Below are 17495 nucleotides of genomic sequence, written 5' to 3'. Positions count from 1 at the left end.
TAATGCGTATTTTCCATAGAGTGCTGCATGGACTATTTAAATTAGTCGCGAAACCGCAACTGAGCATGCTTATTTATCATCAGGTTGTTGAAAGCCGCGATGCGATGAGGCCTGATGAGCCAACAGCCGCCGAATTCGAATGGCAAATGGCATTGGTCAGCCAATATTTTACCCCGATGTCGCTTTCAGATGCCAAAAAGGCGTTAGCTAACGATTCTCTGCCAAAAGACGCCATATGTGTCACATTTGACGATGGCTATGTGAATAACCTCACGGTAGCGCAACCTATTCTTGAAAAATACGACGTGCCTGCGACCGTATATGTAGCCACTGGTTTTTGTGATGGCGACAATATGTTCAACGATCGTATTATTGATTTAATTGGCGATGATAAGCGTAGCTCTGTTAATTTGGAGTCGCTCGATATGGGAATTGTAACATTAGAGTCCATAGAGCAGCGCATAACGTTGTATAGCAATGTTATTAAACAAATAAAATATCTTACTTACCCTGAGCGCAAGGCTACTATCGACAAGCTATACAAAGCCAACGATTGTGCAGAATACCCTTCAAGAATGATGACCCCATCGCAAATTAAAGCGTTATCAGACACGGGAGTCACTATTGGTGCGCACACGGTGGATCATCCGATATTGCGCACATTGACTGAGGCAGAACAGCGAAAGCAGATAAGTGACAGTAAAACAATGCTCGAAAACTTAGTCGGTAAGGTCGTCTGTCATTTCGCATATCCTAACGGAAAACTGGGTGATGATTACTCATCTGAAACTCGTAATATTGTTGAAGAACAAGGTTTTGAAACAGCTGTTTCAACGCACAATGGTGTCTCCAACAAAGAGACAGATATATTCCAGCTAAAGCGATTCACGCCATGGGATAAGTCGCCACTAAAATTCCATCTCAGGCTACTGTTGACTGCATTAAAAGGATAGAAATGGAATTTCTGACACCTCTGGCAGATGCACGGGATTTCCCTTCTCCAACGGTTAGGGTAAACCCTCAGGTGCTTAATGCGGGGAACTTTGAAAGAAGCTTGCCGGAAGCTGTTACATTTTGTGGTTTGGTTGATAAAGGGCGCACAGCCTTAGTGGTCATTGCAAAATCGTTGCCTAGCCATACCGTCTGGCTCCCAAGTTACCATTGTCCAGCATTAGTTGAGCCGTTTTTGTATGCCCAAAAGGATATTAAATTTTATCCTGTGACCAAAGAGCTGCTGCCAGACTTTGATTGGTTGGCGTTACATGTTTGCCCAGGTGATGCTTTTATGTCGGTACGATTTTTTGGTTTTGATTGCGGTGTTCAACAATCTGCTGAATTTTGTGACCATCATCAGCTTACACATATCGAAGACCTTGCACATGCTGCTTTCGTAAAGCAATTTGTGGGCGATGTAGCCGCAACCAGTCTGACAAAGTTTTATCCTCACCTTGAAGCAGGAGAGGTGTGGAGCAAAGGCGCCTTCTCTGAACTACCTGCATTAAAAAAGCATTATGAAATGTTACCAATGCCTTGGTTAACAAAATGCAAAATCTTTTGGACAAAGATAAAACGTAAGTTTGTGACTCAACCTTCTTATTTCCGATATATTGTTCCAGGTTTCATGTCGAAAAAAAGTAAGGCAGAGACGTTGAAGGCTATCTCTGGGCGATCACAGCAAGAGATAATCGACAAGCGAAGAGAAAATTATGCAGAAATCACTCAGTATTTAGCAACCTGCACGTGGGCCAAACCGCTTTTCGCATTGAAAGAGGGTGTCGCACCATATGTCATACCCGTCGTCATAACGTCAGAGCGATACTTCAGTCACTTAAGAAAACTAGGTATCCAAGTGTTTCGTTGGGAGGAACTGAGTAAAGAGATACAGTGTGACGTGTCCATACAGTATCGTGGTCTACTTATTCAATTACCTTGCCATCAAGATTTAACCGATAAAGATTTATTGTGTATTAAGCAAGCATTGCAGAAAAGAGAACGATGATTGAGTGGCAAGTTAACAAGCTTTGCTTGAACGATGAAACGCTTTGGCAGGCGTGGGCAGACATAGTCGAAAAGCACCACGCGAATAATCCCATGCTACATCACTATTTTGTGAAACGCTTGGTGGAATTCTTCCCGTCAGATATCTATGTAGCACGAGCAATTGATACTGTTTTGCAAGCTACTGTGGCGATTGTACTTATACAGAAGTGCCAAAAAGGGTGTTGGCAAGTTTATAAACCTAGCCAAGCACAAGCTGCGCTGGCTGTGGTCAACAAAACGGTGTCAGTTGACCTTCGTACACTCTTAACCCACATTCCAGGGATGGCCCTTAAAATAGACTGTTTAGCGCTTGACCCTCAGGAACACCAGTCATTGATTTCGCCGTTGCCAGACAATGCACTTTCAGATGCAGCAACCAATATTAAAATAGAGGTTGATGAAGACTTTGATAACTATTGGTTGCAGCGTATTAAAGTGTTGAAGAAAAATATGCGCCGTTATCATAATCGCATCGATAAAGAGCAAGCACCCATGACAATAGCGCTTGTTACTGAACCTGATGAGCTGCTCGCGGCAGTAGATCGATACGGCATGATGGAAAGCCGAGGCTGGAAAGGCCAGTTAGGTACGGCGTTGCACCCTGGTAATACGCAGGGAACTTTTTACCGTCGTTTATTGAAGGATTATGGTGACCTTCAGCAGGCGATAGTCGTTGAACTTCGCTTAGGTGACACTTTAGTAGCGAGCCGACTCTGTGTTTTTAATGATGACATGTTTATCATCCTCAAAACCACTTATGAAGAGAGCTACAAACGTTTTGCTGTTGGAAAAGTACTTCTTTACCATGTGGTTAAACATGTTTTTGACAGCCAGTTAAGTCGAACGATTGACTTCTACACCAATGCCAACCGTGATCAAATAGACTGGAGTACGTCACAACGACAAATGCTGAATGCGACAGCTTATCGATATCAGTGGATGGAATCCCTCGTCGCTATGATGAAAAAAATCCGTCAAAAGGTACGTTAATATGTCGCGCAGAAGGATATTGACACAGCGCTTGAAAGACGGAACAACCAATGATTCGCCATGGTGGCTTTCTACCGATTGGTTCGGCGCATATATTCGTTTTATTTCTTTCAATAACGGAACAACCCGATTTTTAACGTCGTCAACAGGGCAAACTCTTCCAGTCTCTGTCACTAAGTCGTCTAAATTACACGGTTTGCTGAAAATAAATGAACTAGAATCACTGAGCAACTTTTACACGCCTTACTACAGTCTGCTCAATAGTTGCAAAAATGGCACTTGTACGCAGCTTGCTGAAGAGTTTAGTGGCTACCTCCGTGTTTTCTCTAAATTATCGTTTAAACCGATGCTCGAAGAAGATGCTGATGCATTGAGAAATGCATTAACAACGATTGGCTTTTATGTGGCGTCACACAAAAGTTCTGTTAATTGGTATGAAGATAATATCCGCTCGGTTGATGATTATTGGTCAAAAAGGCCAAGCAAATTAAAAAATACTGTCAGGCGTAAAAAAGATAAGCTCCGAAAGGCTGGTGATTTTACACTGAAGATTACAAAGGGTGAGGAAGTTGCCAAACACCTTGCTGACTTCCATCGTGTTTATTTTCACAGTTGGAAGGTTAATGAACCCTATCCCGCATTTATTGACGAGTTTGCAAGTTTGGCCGCAAAAAATGACAAATTGCGAATCGGCACTGCTTATTTAAAGGGTGTGCCAGTTGCTGCGCAACTTTGGTTCGTTGAGCAGGGGGTAGCGTCTATTTTCAAACTTGCGCATCGCCCAAGCGTAGAAAAACAAAGTGTTGGTTCTGTCCTGACAGCAGAAATGTTTAATCATGTTATTGAACATGACAATGTACATACGGTTGACTTTCTAACAGGCGATGATCCCTATAAAAAAGACTGGATGTCGAAGTCTAGGCCGTTATATACACTTAGTGCTTTTAATACCTCGCACCTCGTTGGCCTGCTTGGCGCATGCAGAAGTCGTCTCGATAGAGATCAAACATAAGCACATTGTTTTTTATGTACGAAGGCAATAATGGCGGGTAAAATAATCGCCAAATTTTTATTAAGGAATGACCATGTCACTAGAAGTAGAGATAAAAGAATTAATCCAGGAAAGTTTGCAATTAGATGAGGTTGCAGACTGGGATGCTGATACTGAGATTTTGGGGGCGATTCCTGAATTTGATTCTATGGCTATTGTGACAGTGCTTACGCTTGCTGAAGAAAACTACGGTATTGTTATTGAAGATGATGAAGTCAGTGCTGACGTATTCGAGACACTAGGCAGCTTAACGACATTCTTATCAGAAAAAATCGGCTAACTATGTCAATTAAAGGGCATTTTATTGCGTCCTCTATTGGGCGCATTTTTGTTTCGCAGTTTGGCAACACTAGCGGTGATGTAGCGGTCTTGTGTGCTCCATCAATAGCAGAAGAGCTCAATCTGTCGCGAGCTGTATTAGCAAAACAATGCCAAGCTTTTGCGCAACAAGGCATAGATAGCTTTATTCTGGATTACTTTGGCACGGGTGATAGCGAAGGTGAGTTTGAAGAGAGCTCACCAGATAATTGGTTTGAAGACATTATCGCTGCTGGAAAATGGCTGCAAAGTCTAGGTTACAAAAAACTTATTGTGCTTGGTGTCAGAGTGGGTGCTTTGTTACTCGCTGCCAACCAAGATAAATTGCACAAGCAACTTCCAATTATTGGTCAGATCTATTGGAAACCAGTCACTAACGGCAAGGTTTTCGTCAGTCAGTTGATTCGTATTAAACAAGCAAATCAGATGATGAATAATAGCGCTGAAAAGGTGAATTGGCGCAATGAAATACTCGCTGGCAACGACACCGAAGTTGCAGGCTATACGTTAACTAAGCAGTTTGTCGATGCCATGGAGGCGTTAGTTGTTCAGGCCGATCTTCATTGGCAAAGTCCGGTCAAATGGTTAGAGCTAGCAACGGAGAAAGTGACACCAGCAACACGAAAATTTGTTGAAGCCAGTGACGCCATTACGGTGCAAACATTACAGACACCTACTTTTTGGCAAGTGCCTGAAGTATTTGATCTACCAGAACTGTCTGCACTGGGTTTAACTATCACTGAAAACTTGTTAGGTGAACACTGTTAGGTAGATTATGGAATACGCTTTTACTTTCTCATCCAATAATCAGCAATTGCTCTCAATTGTTCACCCAGGAGACAACAATAATGAAACGGGTGTATTGATTGTTGTTGGAGGGCCTCAGTATCGGGTAGGCAGTCACCGCCAATTCGTCCAATTAGCAAGAAGTTTAGCCGATGCTGGCCATACCACCATGCGCTTTGATTATACAGGCATGGGAGACTCATCAGGAGACAAGGCAGAGTTTGATGCTATTGATGGCGATATTAAGTCAGCGATTGATGGTTTTATGGAACAGCAACCGCAACTTAAGAACATAGTGATTTGGGGATTGTGTGACGCTGCTTCTGCTGCACTTATGTACGCGCATCAGGACCGCCGCGTCAGTGGTATGGTTATTCTAAATCCTTGGCTCAGAAGTGACCAAGCCATGGGAAAAGCGATGCTGAAGTTTTATTACGTTCAGCGTCTGTTATCGAAAGATTTTTGGGCAAAGTTTTTTGCTGGTAAGGTCAACGTAAAAGCAAGCGTGCAAGACGTTAAAGGTTTTGCAGCAGATAGTGTTAATACTGGCGGTCAGCGTGACAGTTCTGGCAAAAGCTATCAACAGAGAATGGCTGAAGGCTTGCAAAACTTTGATGGTAAATTGCTTCTCATTCTTAGCGGTAATGACTTAACGGCTAAGGAGTTTGAGCAGCAAGCGTTTGCAGAAAAAGCATGGAAAAAGATAAAGTCATCGTCTTGTGCACTTCAACGCTTACCTGAGTCTGATCATACATTTTCAACAAAAAAGTGGAAACGAGAAGTCGAGCAGTATACTCTGAAATTTCTGCAATCTTTCTAACTACCTACAGATACTTGGTCGCGAATAAACGTGGTTGACTGAAAATGAATAAATTAATAGCGGCCTTATATATCATTATTGCCTACGGCTCGCTTTATCCTTTGTCATTCTCTATTCAGGAATTTTCAGAGAGTGCCTCTACGTGGCTTCGTGCTGATATGCCAAGTATCGGTGATGTTCTTGGTAATATTTTGCTATTCATGCCGCTTGGCTTCGTTTTTCGACTTAATGCGCTCAAACAAGGGCTGCCACTCACTCAAGTTCGTACATCAATTAAACCGATGGCTTCTGCGCTATTGTTCGCGTTCATTTTGCAAGTACTGCAAGTGGGCATAGCTGAACGAGATCAGAACATTGTTGACGTTGTATTCAATGGAGTCGGTTTACTACTGGGCTATATAGCGATAAGTATGTTCGATCGGGTGAAGTTCACTTTGTCTAACCCACTGGCAGCATTGCCTGTTGCCATCGTCATAGGGTTTCTGTTGGCGCAACTTGTCCCTTTTGTGCCGAGTATTGACTTCCAAGCATTCAAGAACAGTATAAAACCGCTGTTGATTCTGCCTGAACTGAATGAAATGGCTTTTATCGCCATTGATATCGTTACCTGGCTTGTGATGTTCAGACTACTTGGCTTTTGGCGACAATTACCGATTGGTTTATTTGTTGTGGGTTACGTGTCGTTATTGGTGGCAAAAGTAGTCGTCTACCAAAATACACTATCGTGGGCGATTATTATTGCGCCGATTGTCGGTTACGTCGCCTATCGGATAAGAGATTGGCATCATGAAGGCAATTTAAAACGCCTGTATATGATGTTTCTGATCGCAATTTTGTGTTCGGGTTTTATTAGTACAGGCGAAGCGGTAAATAGTGCATTTAGTTTACTTCCATTTCATAGTTATCTTAGTGGTCAAATATACGCTGGCGTATCCACGGTATTACTGAAACTTTCTCTCTTTAGTGGTGTCTTGTGGCTATCACTAGAGCTTGGATACAGATTGAAGTACCAAGCACTGATGCTTGCTGGCCTAGTTATGTTGTCGGAGTTAAGCCAGCTATTGAACCCGAGCAGAACATTTGACGTTGGTGATGTTGTGTTAGTTGGTCTAGCGTTTTTGCTTGTTCGACATGTCGGTGACCTACTTGCGGATATTATCGGCAACCCAAGCGAAGATAAGGCAGTGAAGCAACCGGTAACTGCAGCAAAGTTAACAGACCCTGCAGTGCGTGAAAATCGCAATGTGAAGCCTGTCATTTCCATTCTGTCGAGTGGCTTTATACTGTTATATGTCGTTATCAGTATTGTTCTATCGTTGCCTGGGATCCCCTATAACGTCAGAGAGCTATTTGAGAATAACGGCTCACTGTTAGATGTTCTATTTTTCTATCTGTTTTTGTTACTGCTCTTTGGTGGAGCCTACTGGGCAGCATACCGTTCGTCGGTTAATAGAGAATCGACACTCCCAGAGTTGCTAAAAACACAGGGCACACTTCTCGTGTTAGCGTTTATGGCTCTCGCATTGTCGGTGTCAGATGAGAGCTTACAAGATATTCTCGGTGCCTCGGTTTACGCGAGAGAGATTATGGCAATGCGCGGTGAATCAAACTGGGTTGCTTCTATTTTTAAAATACTGAGTTTATCGACGATGGCGACCATAGCCAGGTATATCGAATATTTCATTCGTTTTGCTGCTTTGGTTGGCTTCGCTTATTTTTCACTGTTGTTAGTGTTCACTTGGAACTCGCAGCAAAGTCTTGCTCACAAGCTTAAGGTGACCGCTATTACCATTTTCGCAATGGTGTTTAGCTACGTTACTGTGTTTATCAATGCGTCAACCGATAATCTAACGGAACTGATTGCAAGCCCCTTAGCTATTGCAACCTTGTTTGTTTTCCTCTCGGTGTTTGCCAGCTTAATCTATATGATTTCTTCAAGTAGCAAGCGAATTCACTTAGCCTGGATACCGTTAATTTTAATCATTGCCGTTGCTGGATCATGGTACATACTTGGATATGGTCTAGAGCCTGTAATTGTAAAGTATGGTCAAACATTCTCGGCACTCGATTTTCTGCTAGGCCCCGACAGAGAACATCAGCTAACTCAATCGGCGCTCTTGATGCGGTGGGCAGGATTAGTGCTAGGTTTTGTCGCTGTTACTTGCTTTAGTTGTGCGGCGGGTCGCGCTTTATTGTCTGCTAAATGGCAATTTAACCTTGTTGTTTTGCCCAAAAAGTCGTTGGTTTATGGTGGTGCAGCAAGTGGCGTTTGCGTGTATTTGCTTTATCGGTTATTCGGTGAACCTTTCCATATTCAAACAATTAACACCATGTTTTCTCCTCCTCAGGTTGCGACAACAGTGGCTAAAAGTGTTGATTTGAGTAGATTAACGCATGATCCTGGCGTGATTACTGTGGACGGTAAAGTTGTTAAAAATTTCCAAACGGCACTTCGTGTAGCTAAGCACTTTAGCGAAATAAAAATGACCAAAGGTCTTTATAGAGCATCAGGCGTTATAACCGCGAATAACGTTAAAATAATCGCAGAGCCTGGTGCTGTTATTTTTGGTTCTGCAGCGCAAGGCAAGGGCGCGATTGTCGCGAAGGGAAATAATTTGATTATTGATGGACTAGAGTGCCATTCAATTTCAGTGCCTTCGAACAACGGCGTTTGTGTCCGTCTTGAAGGGAGCGGTGTCACCTTAAACAACGTTTATTTTCATCATGCCCAAGGTGGCTTATTGGGCTCTCCCAAGGGCGGAGATATCGTTATTCAAAACAGTCGCTTTGAGTTTATGGGGCAGGGGAGTTTTTTCCACGGAATTTATACAATGCAGCCAACAAGGTTGATTGTTCGAAATTCGACGTTTCTAAATACCCAGAATGGCGGCCACGAAATTAAATCGCGCTCTTATTACACTGAAATCACGCAATCTATTGTCGGTAGTAACGCTACACGAGACAGCCGTCTGATTGATATTCCGAATGGTGGTGATGTACTGATCGAACAGAATATGTTGATAGAGGGTGCTTACAGTGAGAACCATGACTTATTTAGCTGGGGCGTCGAAGGTGTGGCGCATGAAAGTGGTCATGTTGCGATTAAGAATAACGTACTCATAGTTGATAAGCCGTATGCTCGTCTGATGGCCGTCAAAGGAAACCCTGATAGCATTGACGTTACTGACAATTTGGTGGTTGGTGACTTAAAAGGGGTACCAGAAGAGTTCAATACCTTTTTCAAAAGTAGGGAAGAGCTGGGTATAAAACCCGCGCCTCATATTCCAGAAATGCCGCGTTAATAGAATTATCAGATTCAGTTTGTCATATATCTGTGTCAAAATACGGCGATTATTTTTCAATAAACCTTATAACAGTTTAGGGAAGACGATATGACGCAGTTGTCCGTCAATAAAATTGCAGTAATCGGGCTAGGTTACGTTGGTTTACCATTAGCGGTAGAGTTCGGGAAAAAGTTTAAGACAATAGGCTTTGATATCAACCAGGGCCGAGTTGAAGAGCTTAATCAGGGGGTCGACCGCACGCAAGAAGTGGAAGGTGAAGAGCTGAAAGAGGCTACTCACCTCACTTGTACGACAGACAAAGAAGTGATCAAAGGGTGTGATTTTTATATTGTCACCGTACCTACACCTATTGATAAGCATCGCCAACCTGATTTAACGCCTCTGCGTAAAGCCTCCGAAATGCTTGGTGATGTGATTGGTAAAGACTCTATCGTTATATACGAATCTACGGTATACCCGGGCGCTACAGAAGAAGACTGTGTGCCTATCTTAGAACAAGTATCGGGAATGACGGTAAACAAAGATTTCTTCGTTGGTTATTCTCCAGAGCGTATCAATCCAGGCGACAAGACTCACCGTCTCCCAACTATTCTAAAAGTAACATCTGGTTCAACGCCTGAAATTGCTGACAAGGTAGATGCCTTATATGCATCAATTATTACCGCTGGTACCTACAAAGCGTCCTCTATCAAGGTTGCTGAAGCTGCAAAAGTTATTGAAAACACCCAGCGAGATGTCAATATCGCACTTATCAATGAACTTTCTATCATCTTTAATAAGCTCAACATAGATACGTTAGAAGTACTGGAAGCAGCTGGCACTAAGTGGAACTTCTTACCGTTCCGTCCAGGACTTGTCGGTGGCCACTGTATCGGTGTAGATCCATACTACTTAACGCATAAAGCGCAATCTGTAGGCTATCATCCCGAGATGATTTTGGCGGGCCGTCGCTTAAATGATGGTATGGGTCATTATGTTGTTTCACAGCTTGTCAAAGGAATGTTGAAAAAGCGTATTCAAGTAGAGCAGGCAAATGTACTTGTTATGGGACTTACGTTTAAAGAAAACTGCCCAGATTTACGTAATACGAAAATCATTGATATTGTTGAAGAACTTAAAGAATACAATGTCAATGTAGATGTTGTAGATCCGCTGTGTGCTTCAGAAGAGGCGGAAGCTGAATATGGGATTTCGTTAGCCGAAGCGCCAAAACAAGGTCAATACGACGCAATTATTCTTGCTGTAGCGCACGAAGAATATAAAGCAATGGGCGTCGATGCAATTAAGGCATTAGGCAAAGATACACACGTACTTTACGACCTAAAATGTGTATTACCTAAAGACGCTGTCGATATGCGTTTGTAATTGAGAAAATAAAAATGCGTACATTTGAACAAGTAAATGCAGAACTTAATGAGTCGCCAAAAAAGTGGTTGGTAACAGGTGTTGCTGGCTTTATTGGCTCTAACTTATTAGAAGCGCTATTGAAACTAAACCAAACTGTCGTTGGTCTTGATAACTTCGCAACGGGTTACCAAAAGAACTTAGATGAAGTTAAAGGTTTAGTATCTGACGAGCAATGGCAAAACTTTACCTTTGTTGAAGGTGATATTCGTGATTTTGATACATGCCAACAAGTGACTGATGGCGTTGATTACGTGTTACACCAGGCTGCTCTTGGCTCCGTTCCTCGTTCTTTAGCAGACCCAATTACCTCTAACGCAGCAAATGTAACAGGCTTTTTGAATATGCTTGAAGCTTCAAAGCAAGCGAAAGTGACGAGCTTTGTTTACGCTGCCAGCAGCTCAACTTATGGTGATCATCCAGCATTACCAAAAGTAGAAGAGAATATTGGCAACCCACTTTCGCCATATGCTGTCACTAAGTATGTGAATGAGCTATATGCCAACGTCTATGCACGTGCGTATGATTTTAACTGTATTGGTCTTCGTTACTTTAATGTGTTTGGTCGTAGACAAGATCCTGATGGTGCTTATGCTGCTGTTATCCCTAAGTGGACGGCGGCGATGATCAAAGGCGATGATGTATTTGTAAATGGCGATGGTGAGACTAGTCGAGATTTCTGCTACATCGAAAACACCGTACAAATGAATATTCTAGCAGCTACTGGAACTGAAGAAGCTAAGAATGAGGTATACAACGTTGCTGTAGGTGATCGTACAACACTTAACGACTTATATGCAGCGATTAAAACGGCCTTAATCGATAATGGTGTAAACATCGAAAAAGAGCCGGTTTATCGTGAATTTCGTGCCGGCGATGTACGTCACTCACAGGCAGATATTTCAAAAGCTAAATCAAAGCTTCAGTACGCGCCCAAGTATCATGTAGGGCAAGGTATCTTAGAAGCCATGCCTTGGTATCTCAAAAACGTTAAATAGCACTGTCTAAAATAACCTTGCATATCCATACAGTCTGTATATACTCACAGTAATACTGTATGGATATCAGGGGCATTATGAAGCCGTTAACCGCGCGTCAATCTCAAATCTTCGACCTAATCAAAGAAAAAATCGCTGAAACAGGCATGCCACCTACGCGTGCTGAAATAGCCGAGTTTTTTGGTTTTAAATCAGCAAATGCCGCGGAAGAGCATTTAAAAGCACTAGCAAAAAAAGGCTACATTGAAATGCTGCCAGGTACCTCACGTGGTATTCGCCTTGCTGAAGAGTTTATTGAAGAAGATGGATTACCGCTGATTGGGCGTGTTGCTGCTGGTGAGCCTATTCTTGCGCAAGAGCATGTTGAAGATCGCTATAAGCTTGATGGAAATTTGTTTAACCCTGCAGCGGATTACTTATTGCGAGTAAATGGCGAGAGTATGAAAGACATCGGCATCATGGATGGCGACTTACTTGCTGTTCATCAAACTACAGATGTACACAATGGCCAAGTTATTGTGGCGCGTGTTGAGGAAGATGTGACTGTTAAGCGTTTCAAGCGTGAAGGCAATATTGTCTATCTACATGCTGAGAATGAAGCATTTGAGCCGATCAAGGTAGACCTAACATCGCAGCACTTCAATGTTGAAGGTATTGCAGTGGGTGTTATTCGAAACGCTGACTGGATGTAGTTGTACAAAAAACAATCAAACAGTATCTCTTAATGAAAGAAAAAGCCGGTAATTATTGCCGGTTTTTTTTGTGCATAAGTGAATAAATTTCAACCATCCTAATTTTATCTACGCCTTTCACTTTAAGGCCTTGAACAAAATATAAACAATTCATTGGCTTGTGGTTTAGAGCCTATACTCTACTGAAAATAAAAGAAAAAACCTAAAACACTCATCAAAAAACTACTAGATATTGTCTAAAAATTAAGTAATTCTAGAGTAGTAAACATACAAAAATAATAATAATACAATAATAAGACGCTCGTGCGCTAACACTTCGAGACGTCAAATTTACAACAAACCAGAAATAAACCTCAGTGATGGATGCGGTACGCTGTGACGCTATTTCTGTCTTTGTTATTCAGCAGGGTAGAGGAGATGTCGAGTGAAAAGACGTAACCTAGGTTGGCTGTTAATGGGGACATTGCTTTCCAGTTCAGCTTGGGCCGAAATGGAACTGAACTTGACCAAAGGGGTCACAAAGATCAGTAATGAGGTGTATGACCTTCATATGCTGATTCTTTATATCTGTACAGTCATTGGCGTTGTCGTGTTTGGTGCGATGTTTTGGTCAATGATCTTTCATCGAAAATCAAAAGGTGTAAAACCGGCCACCTTCCACGAAAGCACGAAAGTGGAAATTTTGTGGACAGCTATTCCAATATTGATACTGATTGGGATGGCGGTACCGGCGACTAGTACCCTGATTGAAATGGAAGATAACTCTAATTCAGATATCACCATCTTAGTCACAGGTTCACAATGGAAGTGGCACTATAAATATTTCGATCAAGACATCGAATTCTATTCCGTGCTCTCTACGCCGCGCGAACAGTTTGATAACCGCGATGGCAAAAATCAAACGAAAGGTGAAAACTACTTACTAGAAGTTGATAAACCGCTCGTTATTCCTACCAATAAAAAAGTACGCTTCTTAGTGACATCAGATGATGTTATCCATTCTTGGTGGGTTCCAGCGTTTGCAGTCAAACAAGATGCTAACCCAGGATTTATCAATGAGGCTTGGACTATTGTTGATGAGCCAGGTACTTACCGCGGTCAGTGTGCTGAGTTATGTGGTAAAGACCATGGTTACATGCCGATTGTTGTCGAAGTGAAAAGTGAAGCGGATTACGCACTTTGGATTGAAGACCAAAAGCGCTTAATTGCAGAGGCGAAAGCCGCGGAAGCTGCATCGCTTAACGCAACTGCATCAATGGATGAGCTTATGCAGCTTGGTGAAACCACTTACACTGCATACTGTGCTGCGTGTCATCAACCTTCAGGTTTAGGATTACCGCCAGCATTCCCAGCGCTTAAGGGCAGCGTAATCGCTACCGACGCTTCTAAGATTGGCGAGCATATTGATATCGTTCTTAATGGTAAGGCTGCAATGCCAGCGTTTGGAAAGCAACTTTCGCTAAAAGAAGTTGCCGCAGTTGTAACCTACGAGCGTAACGCTTGGGGTAATAACACCGGTGATGTAGTGCAAGCGTCAGATGTTAAAGGTGGTGCAGGGGCAGGTTCTCAAGCTGATGAAGCCGCACCGCAAGCCGCAGAGCAACCTGAGCAAGCCGTACCTGCGGCGACAGAAGATGTTTCCAAGGTTTATACCATGGACGAATTGATGGCCAAAGGTGAGCAAGTTTATATGACTGCCTGTGTGGCGTGTCATCAAGCATCAGGCGCAGGGATGCCTCCAGCATTTCCTTCTTTGATAGGTAGCCCAATCATCAAAGGCGACGTGGCAGCCCATATCGACATGGTTGTTAATGGAAGTAAGAAAAACCCAGCAATGGCTGCATTCAAAGGCCAATTGTCAGCAACTGATATTGCTGCGGTGGTGACTTACGAGAGAAATGCCTGGGGCAATAGCTCGGGCGATATTGTGCAACCAGCTGACGTTGCTGCAGCGATGAAGTAAGGGAGGGATTATCATGACGACAGATGCAATTCACGATCAAGACCATCACCATGATGACCATCACGACCACAAGATGACGGGCATTAAGCGTTGGTTATTGACAACAAACCACAAAGATATTGGTTCAATGTACTTGTGGTTCTCATTCATTATGTTTTTGGTGGGCGGTGCAATGGCGATGGTCATTCGTGCCGAACTATTCCAGCCAGGTCTACAATTAATAGAGCCTGATTTCTTTAACCAAATGACCACCGTTCATGGTCTTATTATGGTGTTTGGTGCCATCATGCCAGCCTTCACAGGCCTGGCTAACTGGATGATTCCAATGATGATTGGTGCGCCAGATATGGCATTACCGCGCTTGAATAACTGGAGCTTTTGGATATTACCATTCGCATTCAGTATTTTACTGATGTCATTTTTTATTGGTGGCGGTGCGCCTAACTTCGGTTGGACTTTCTACGCACCACTGTCAACGACATACAGTAATGGTAGTACCGCATTCTTTGTGTTTGCTGTCCACATTATGGGTATTTCTTCCATCATGGGCGCAATTAACATCGTTGTAACTATCATGAACATGCGCGCGCCAGGCATGACCTACATGAAAATGCCACTATTTGTTTGGACGTTCTTTATTACCGCGTACTTACTTATTGCTGTAATGCCTGTTCTTGCAGGTGTCGTAACAATGGTATTAACAGATACCTACTTTGGTACTAGCTTCTTTGATGCTGCCGGTGGCGGTGACCCTGTTATGTTCCAGCACATATTCTGGTTCTTTGGACACCCGGAAGTGTACATCATGATACTGCCAGCATTTGGTATTGTTTCGACAACTATTCCGGCATTTTCAAGGAAGCCTTTATTCGGTTACAGCTCAATGGTCTATGCGACTGCGTCAATAGCATTCTTGTCGTTTATCGTATGGGCGCATCACATGTTTACGACGGGTATGCCGCTCTTTGGTGAACTTTTCTTCATGTATTGTACGATGCTAATTGCGGTGCCAACTGGGGTTAAAGTGTTTAACTGGGTGGCAACAATGTGGCGTGGTGCCATTAGTTTTGAAACGCCAATGCTGTTCTCCATCGCATTCGTTATCTTATTTACAATCGGTGGCTTCTCTGGATTGATGCTAGCGATGACGCCTGTAGACTTCCAATATCATGATACTTACTTCGTCGTTGCTCATTTCCACTATGTACTTGTAACAGGCGCATTGTTCTCTATCTACGCAGGTGCCTATTACTGGTTACCGAAATGGACGGGCTACATGTACGACGATGCCTTGAGTAAATGGCACTTTTGGTGTTCATTAATCTCAGTGAATGTACTTTTCTTCCCAATGCATTTCTTAGGGTTGGCAGGTATGCCACGCCGTATTCCAGATTACGCATTGCAGTTTGCTGACTTTAACAAGATTGTCAGTATTGGTGGCTTCGCCTTTGGTCTCTCACAGCTCATTTTCTTAGCGGTCGTGATTAAGTGTATCCGCGGTGGTGAGAAGTCTGAGGCGCGGACATGGGAAGGTGCCGAAGGTTTGGAATGGACAGTGGCAAGCCCAGCGCCTTACCACACGTTTGAAAAACCACCGAAAGTCGACTAATCGAAGAGAATAATTATGAGTCAGGCATCAGAACAAAACGTGCAAAAAACCGTGAAAAAATTGGTCTTGGTAGTCTTTGCCATGTTCGGTTTTGGTTTTGCGATGGTGCCTTTGTATGACGTGTTTTGTGATATCACAGGGTTAAACGGTAAAACTGCCGATACTGCCGCTGAAGTAAACGACCAAGGAATTGATGAGAGTCGTATGGTGACAGTGCAGTTTATAAGTCACCTTGCTAAAGGGATTCCTTGGCAATTCGAACCTATGGTTCGAGAAATACAGGTGCACCCTGGTGAAACCAAAGTGGTGAAGTTCTACGCTAAGAACGAATCTAACCAAGGCATTATCGGTCAAGCGGTACCTTCTGTATCGCCGGGTCAAGCAGCATTATATTTCAATAAAATTGAATGCTTCTGCTTCAATCATCAGCCACTCAAAGCGAATGAAGATATTGAGATGGCATTGCAGTTCTACGTAGACCCTGAGCTGCCAGCCGATATTAGTACACTGACTTTGTCTTATACCTTGTACGACATCACAGCAAACGCCGATTCATAGCGTGCTTGCACGTTAAAGGGGAAAAGCGATGACAACAAAAGAATATGAAACTTATTACGTACCCGCACAAAGCCATTGGCCTATTGTGGGTGCTGTGGCGTTATTTTTGGTTGCTATAGGTGCAGGCCAATACGTTTCCACGATGAACAATGAAGAAGGCAGTTGGGGCGGTTATGTCCTGATTGCTGGCATATGTATGGTGATTTACATGGTTTGGGGTTGGTTCAGCAACGTTGTGCATGAATCTATGGCCGGTAAATACAGTACCCAAATGGACAATTCCTTCAAGCAAGGGATGAGCTGGTTCATTTTCTCTGAAGTCATGTTTTTCGCCGCATTCTTCGGTGCACTTTTATACGCACGTGTATTCTCTGTACCTTGGTTAGACGGTGCTGGTAACAACTTCATGACAGGAGAAGTGTTATGGCCAGAGTTTACAGCCACTTGGCCATTAATTAAGGCACCAGATGGCACTGAAACGACGGCAATGGGTTGGTATGGTTTGCCGCTAATCAATACCATTTTATTACTGACCTCTTCGGTTACTGCTCACTTTGCTCATGTATCTCTCGAGCAAGACAAGCGACCACAATTAAAAATGTGGTTAGGATTAACGATTTTGTTAGGCCTCGTATTCTTGTCCCTGCAGGTTCTAGAGTATGCCCATGCTTATTCAGATGAAATGAGGCTTTATCTAGATAGTGGTATCTATGGTAACACCTTCTACATGCTAACTGGGTTCCATGGCATGCATGTAACCCTGGGCACAATAATGCTAATAGCGGTGTTTGTTCGAATTATGAAAGGACACTTTACACCGAAAAACCACTTTGCTTTCCAAGCGGCAAGTTGGTATTGGCATTTCGTTGATGTGGTTTGGGTAATTCTATTTGTCTTTGTTTATATTCTTTAGGCACATACAAGCAGGCTCAATAGGGCCTGCTTGAACATTATTGAAATT

The 17495-nt window shown here is 43.0% G+C and carries 15 protein-coding genes; all 15 read left to right on the top strand.

Annotation, left to right across the window (positions count from 1 at the left end):
• Nucleotides 1-2 precede the first annotated feature (2 nt).
• The 15 genes from ACFSJY_RS13810 (at nucleotide 3) to ACFSJY_RS13740 (ending at nucleotide 17447) form a co-directional block, all read left to right on the top strand.
• Complete coding sequence (locus tag ACFSJY_RS13810) at nucleotides 3-953, top strand: polysaccharide deacetylase family protein (RefSeq protein WP_386035295.1); 951 nt, start codon at nucleotides 3-5, stop codon at nucleotides 951-953.
• A 2-nt stretch (nucleotides 954-955) separates the two neighbouring features.
• Nucleotides 956-1999, top strand: coding sequence for a PLP-dependent aminotransferase family protein (locus ACFSJY_RS13805; protein ID WP_386035293.1), 1044 nt, complete (start codon nucleotides 956-958; stop codon nucleotides 1997-1999).
• Nucleotides 1996-3030 carry a GNAT family N-acetyltransferase gene (locus ACFSJY_RS13800; RefSeq protein ID WP_386035291.1) on the top strand — a complete coding sequence of 345 codons (1035 nt, stop codon included), beginning with the start codon at nucleotides 1996-1998 and terminating at the stop codon, nucleotides 3028-3030. Before ACFSJY_RS13805 ends, ACFSJY_RS13800 begins: the two co-directional genes overlap by 4 nt.
• A gap of 1 nt (nucleotide 3031) precedes the next feature.
• Nucleotides 3032-4042 carry a GNAT family N-acetyltransferase gene (locus tag ACFSJY_RS13795; RefSeq protein ID WP_386035289.1) on the top strand — a complete coding sequence of 337 codons (1011 nt, stop codon included), beginning with the start codon at nucleotides 3032-3034 and terminating at the stop codon, nucleotides 4040-4042.
• A 73-nt stretch (nucleotides 4043-4115) separates the two neighbouring features.
• Nucleotides 4116-4361 carry an acyl carrier protein gene (locus ACFSJY_RS13790; RefSeq protein ID WP_386035287.1) on the top strand — a complete coding sequence of 82 codons (246 nt, stop codon included), beginning with the start codon at nucleotides 4116-4118 and terminating at the stop codon, nucleotides 4359-4361.
• Between the two features lie 2 nt (nucleotides 4362-4363).
• Nucleotides 4364-5167 carry an alpha/beta hydrolase family protein gene (locus tag ACFSJY_RS13785; RefSeq protein ID WP_386035285.1) on the top strand — a complete coding sequence of 268 codons (804 nt, stop codon included), beginning with the start codon at nucleotides 4364-4366 and terminating at the stop codon, nucleotides 5165-5167.
• Between the two features lie 7 nt (nucleotides 5168-5174).
• Nucleotides 5175-6005 carry a hydrolase 1, exosortase A system-associated gene (locus tag ACFSJY_RS13780; RefSeq protein WP_386035283.1) on the top strand — a complete coding sequence of 277 codons (831 nt, stop codon included), beginning with the start codon at nucleotides 5175-5177 and terminating at the stop codon, nucleotides 6003-6005.
• Nucleotides 6006-6049: 44 nt separating this feature from the next.
• On the top strand, nucleotides 6050-9307 hold the full coding sequence (locus ACFSJY_RS13775) for a VanZ family protein (RefSeq protein ID WP_386035281.1): 3258 nt from the start codon (nucleotides 6050-6052) through the stop codon (nucleotides 9305-9307).
• A gap of 90 nt (nucleotides 9308-9397) precedes the next feature.
• Entirely contained in the window at nucleotides 9398-10675 is a 1278-nt protein-coding gene (tviB, locus tag ACFSJY_RS13770; protein ID WP_386035279.1) for a Vi polysaccharide biosynthesis UDP-N-acetylglucosamine C-6 dehydrogenase TviB, read from the top strand.
• 14 nt (nucleotides 10676-10689) lie between these two features.
• Nucleotides 10690-11712 carry an NAD-dependent epimerase/dehydratase family protein gene (locus ACFSJY_RS13765; RefSeq protein ID WP_386035278.1) on the top strand — a complete coding sequence of 341 codons (1023 nt, stop codon included), beginning with the start codon at nucleotides 10690-10692 and terminating at the stop codon, nucleotides 11710-11712.
• Between the two features lie 77 nt (nucleotides 11713-11789).
• Nucleotides 11790-12404, top strand: a complete 615-nt coding sequence (gene lexA, locus ACFSJY_RS13760) for a transcriptional repressor LexA (protein WP_386035276.1) — start codon at nucleotides 11790-11792, stop codon at nucleotides 12402-12404.
• A 454-nt stretch (nucleotides 12405-12858) separates the two neighbouring features.
• Nucleotides 12859-14367, top strand: a complete 1509-nt coding sequence (gene coxB / locus ACFSJY_RS13755; RefSeq protein ID WP_386035640.1) for a cytochrome c oxidase subunit II — start codon at nucleotides 12859-12861, stop codon at nucleotides 14365-14367.
• Between the two features lie 13 nt (nucleotides 14368-14380).
• Nucleotides 14381-15976, top strand: a complete 1596-nt coding sequence (ctaD, locus tag ACFSJY_RS13750) for a cytochrome c oxidase subunit I (protein ID WP_386035274.1) — start codon at nucleotides 14381-14383, stop codon at nucleotides 15974-15976.
• A gap of 15 nt (nucleotides 15977-15991) precedes the next feature.
• Nucleotides 15992-16534, top strand: a complete 543-nt coding sequence (locus ACFSJY_RS13745) for a cytochrome c oxidase assembly protein (protein WP_386035272.1) — start codon at nucleotides 15992-15994, stop codon at nucleotides 16532-16534.
• Nucleotides 16535-16562: 28 nt separating this feature from the next.
• Nucleotides 16563-17447 carry a cytochrome c oxidase subunit 3 gene (locus ACFSJY_RS13740; RefSeq protein WP_386035270.1) on the top strand — a complete coding sequence of 295 codons (885 nt, stop codon included), beginning with the start codon at nucleotides 16563-16565 and terminating at the stop codon, nucleotides 17445-17447.
• The last annotated feature ends 48 nt before the right edge of the window (nucleotides 17448-17495 follow it).

It is taken from the genome of Thalassotalea euphylliae (assembly GCF_042682785.1).
Lineage (GTDB): Bacteria > Pseudomonadota > Gammaproteobacteria > Enterobacterales > Alteromonadaceae > Thalassotalea_F > Thalassotalea_F euphylliae.
Note: the sequence above shows the minus strand (reverse complement) of the source record. Positions and strands in the feature narration are given on the sequence as shown.